Origin of the sequence: Staphylococcus petrasii, assembly GCF_002902565.1 — a bacterium.
In the GTDB taxonomy this organism is placed as follows: Bacteria; Bacillota; Bacilli; order Staphylococcales; family Staphylococcaceae; genus Staphylococcus; species Staphylococcus petrasii.
In genome coordinates this window covers 1-3,411 of the sequence record NZ_PPRC01000106.1, presented here as the reverse complement: position 1 = coordinate 3,411, position 3,411 = coordinate 1, and the positions used below count along the sequence as shown (strand labels likewise).

General features: G+C 25.3%; 4 protein-coding genes. 2 read left to right on the top strand and 2 right to left on the bottom strand.

Features of this window, described 5'->3' with window-relative positions:
- A partial coding sequence (locus CD127_RS12790; RefSeq protein WP_206168815.1) for a hypothetical protein occupies window positions 1–188 on the top strand: 188 nt, incomplete at its 5' end.
- A gap of 51 nt (window positions 189–239) precedes the next feature.
- On the opposite strand, the gene blaI is transcribed toward CD127_RS12790, so the two are convergent.
- Together blaI and blaR1 are read right to left on the bottom strand one after the other, a co-directional pair.
- Entirely contained in the window at window positions 240–620 is a 381-nt protein-coding gene (gene blaI / locus CD127_RS11470) for a penicillinase repressor BlaI (RefSeq protein ID WP_001284658.1), read from the bottom strand.
- Window positions 610–2,367 (bottom strand): beta-lactam sensor/signal transducer BlaR1, encoded by a 1,758-nt coding sequence (blaR1, locus tag CD127_RS11465; protein WP_001096367.1) that lies wholly within the window; start codon window positions 2,365–2,367, stop codon window positions 610–612. Before blaR1 ends, blaI begins: the two co-directional genes overlap by 11 nt.
- 106 nt (window positions 2,368–2,473) lie before the next feature.
- Here blaR1 and blaZ point away from each other — a divergent pair, with 106 nt between their 5' ends.
- Entirely contained in the window at window positions 2,474–3,319 is an 846-nt protein-coding gene (gene blaZ, locus CD127_RS11460) for a penicillin-hydrolyzing class A beta-lactamase BlaZ (RefSeq protein ID WP_000733622.1), read from the top strand.
- Window positions 3,320–3,411: the final 92 nt, after the last annotated feature.

The following is a 3,411-nucleotide window of genomic DNA, read 5'->3' as shown; positions in this document are numbered from 1 at the left end:
AAATATACGAACATATGTTCTATAATAACGATGAGGTGGTTAAAATGATTCCAGAACAATATAAAAATGAAACAGACTATCGGAAAATTCCTAGAGAATATCTAGACCCCAACATCCCCCAAGGTCGAGGTATGGTGAAGTGGGCGCCGTTTATTATATGTACTAATCTCATAAAAAATCTAATTTAATAGGGTTCAAACATAATTTATATATGTATTATGTTTGAACCCTATATCTATTTATTTTTTACTAATATCATTTAAAATGTCTCGCAATTCTTCAATTTCTTTGTTATTTAATTCTTCATTTTTCGCAAAATTAAGCACTAAACTTTTCATATCCCCTCCATACAATTTATTAAGAAAGGTTTTAGCAGTTTTCATTTTAATATCATCTTCTTTAATAATTGATGAGTAAAAATAAATATTATTATATTTATAGCGTTTTATAATCTCTTTTTTATATAGTCTTGTAATTAATGTTCTAATCGTCTTATCGCTAACTTCTTTATTTTTTTGAATCTCAACTACAATTTCATTAGCTGATACTGATTTTTTATTCCATATTATATTCATAACATCCCATTCAGCCATAGATATTTCAACTTGCTTATTGGCCATTTAAAACACCCATTTCTTTTAATATTTTTTCATTTATGAATTTAGCATTTTCACCAGAGGCTTTTTCATCTGATAAATGTGTAGAAAAATAATACTTATCATGATTTGTAATTACGTAACCTACAAACCACCCATTATTATATTTCCCGTTTACTATACCTGTACCTGTTTTCCCATACAATTCATAATTTTCATTTTTTCTAATCAATAACGAAGAAGATAATTGTTTCTTTTCATTTTTACTAAAATGGTTATTTTGTTCCATCATATTTTTTAAAACTATTACTTGTTCAAGATTAGATATTTTCAAACTATCTTCCAACCAATAGGCTTTATAACTTCCCAAATTTTTATTACCATAATTTAATTGCTTGAGTTGATCAGAAGTATAGTTCTTTGATAATTGATTACTAATACGTTCGAAGTACCAATTAACTGAGTTTTGTATTGCCGTATTTAAATCTTGATCCTTATTCCAAGAATCGAAAGGATAATGATTATGATTCCATGACATACGTGAATTTTTATCACTTATAATATGACGGTCAAGTCCAAACAGTGCTAAATAAATTTTGTAAGTTGAATCAGGAGAATATCTTTTTCTACTTTCTTTTTCATTATAAATATAGTATTTGTCTTTCTTCATGCTGTACATAACGAAAGATCCACTATTTGAACCAAAATTTTTACTTTCATCTAAAATTTGGTAATCGCTTTGTAAGGGCTTTTTATAATTATAATCAGTTAAGGATTGCCCCATTAAAAACTGGCTTTGAATTATCATGATAAAAAAAGTAAAAATACAAATAAAAATTAGAATTAATTTTGACTGCTTCTTCAGATTGCCTTCTTTTATATTAATTAATCTTCTTTTGAGTAATGATTTTTTACCATTAAATGAATGGCTTAATATATTTTTGTTGAAAAATGAGGTTTTTAATACGGAATCCATAATAGCTTCCGCATAAGACTTAAATTCATTTTTGTTAATATTATTAAGGACAAATCTATCGGCTTCTACTTCATTGTCATGAATCATCTTTCTTTTTACAATTTGTATTAGTGGATTATAACTCATAGCAATAGAAAAAATATGAAAGATAATTAAATGCAAAGTATCTCTGTTTTTAGCATGAGCATACTCGTGCAATATTATATATTTTAGTTTTTTGTCATTTATACTTTTAAAATATAAACTGGGAATCAAAATAATATATTTTCCATACCAAAAAGTTATTGGAGAATGAATAGATTCTGCTTTTCGAATCACAATATTTCTTTTATATTGATGATTGAAAAGTATCTTGTTTATTTTATCTTTTTCTTTTTCATTTAGATAAAGTGACTGTTTCTTTAAATACTTAAGATATAATAAAGAATTTAAAAATTTAAAACTTAAAATAATAACTAAAACTATCCAAATAACTGTGCAGATATTATCTATTGAATCCCAATTAAACTTATGGATGTCTGTTGTAAACTCATGAACAGGTTTAGTGGTATTTATGTTAGGATTCAAATTGTGTGAATTACTTTCAACTGTGGGCTCTTGATTATTCAAATTATTAAATTTAAAAAAAGAGAATTTAATAGGGATGAAAGGAATTAATCCTGCAAGAAGAGTTAGATACCAAACTTTATAATTTAACATATAATTAAAATAGCGTTTTAATATGTACCTAAAAAATAATAACAATAGAAATATAAAACAAAAGCTTACTATGCTCATTATTAATAACTTAGCCATTTCAACACCTTCTTTCAAATATTTATAATAAACTATTGACGCGAATATTACAATTGTAATATTATTGATTTATAGAAATTACAACTGTAATATTGGAGGGTATATTTTGAAAAAGTTAATACTTTTAATTGCAATTGCTTTAGTTTTAAGTGCATGTAATTCAACCAGTTCACATGCTAAAGAGTTAAATAATTTAGAAAAGAAATATAATGCTAATATTGGTGTCTATGCATTAGATACTAAAAGTGGTAAGGAAGTAAAATTTAATGCCGATAAGAGATTTGCCTATGCTTCAACTTCAAAAGCGATAAATAGTGCTATTTTGTTAGAACAAGTACCTTATAATAAGTTAAATAAAAAAGTACATATTAACAAAGATGATATAGTTGCTTATTCTCCTATTTTAGAAAAATATGTAGGAAAAGATATCACTTTAAAAGAACTTATTGAGGCTTCAATGAAGTATAGTGATAATACAGCAAACAATAAAATTATAAACGAAATCGGTGGAATCAAAAAAATTAAAAAACGTTTAAAAAAATTGGGAGATAAAGTAACAAATCCAGTTAGATATGAAATAGAATTAAATTACTATTCACCAAAGAGCAAAAAAGATACTTCAACGCCTGCTGCTTTCGGCAAGACTTTAAATAAACTTATCGCAAATGGAAAATTAAGCAAAAAAAATAAAAATTTCTTACTTGATTTAATGTTAAATAATAAAAACGGAGACACTTTAATTAAAGATGGTGTTCCAAAAGACTATAAGGTTGCTGATAAAAGTGGTCAAGCAATAACATATGCTTCTAGAAATGATGTAGCTTTTGTTTATCCTAAGAACCAATCTGAACCTATTATTTTAGTCATTTTTACGAATAAAGACAATAAAAGTGATAAACCTAATGATAAATTGATAAGTGAAACCGCCAAGAATGTAATAAACAAATTTTAATAGTCTAAATGTACTACAAAAACTGATATAATTCTATCTTTCATAAAACTTCATAATATCGAAGAACATATATATTATTTATAATTATATAT

Bases quoted from the DNA above. Each gene is read 5' to 3' on its own strand.
- blaI (WP_001284658.1), bottom strand. From the start codon at position 620: ATGGCCAATAAGCAAGTTGAAATATCTATGGCTGAATGGGATGTTATG.
- blaR1 (WP_001096367.1), bottom strand. From the start codon at position 2,367: ATGGCTAAGTTATTAATAATGAGCATAGTAAGCTTTTGTTTTATATTT.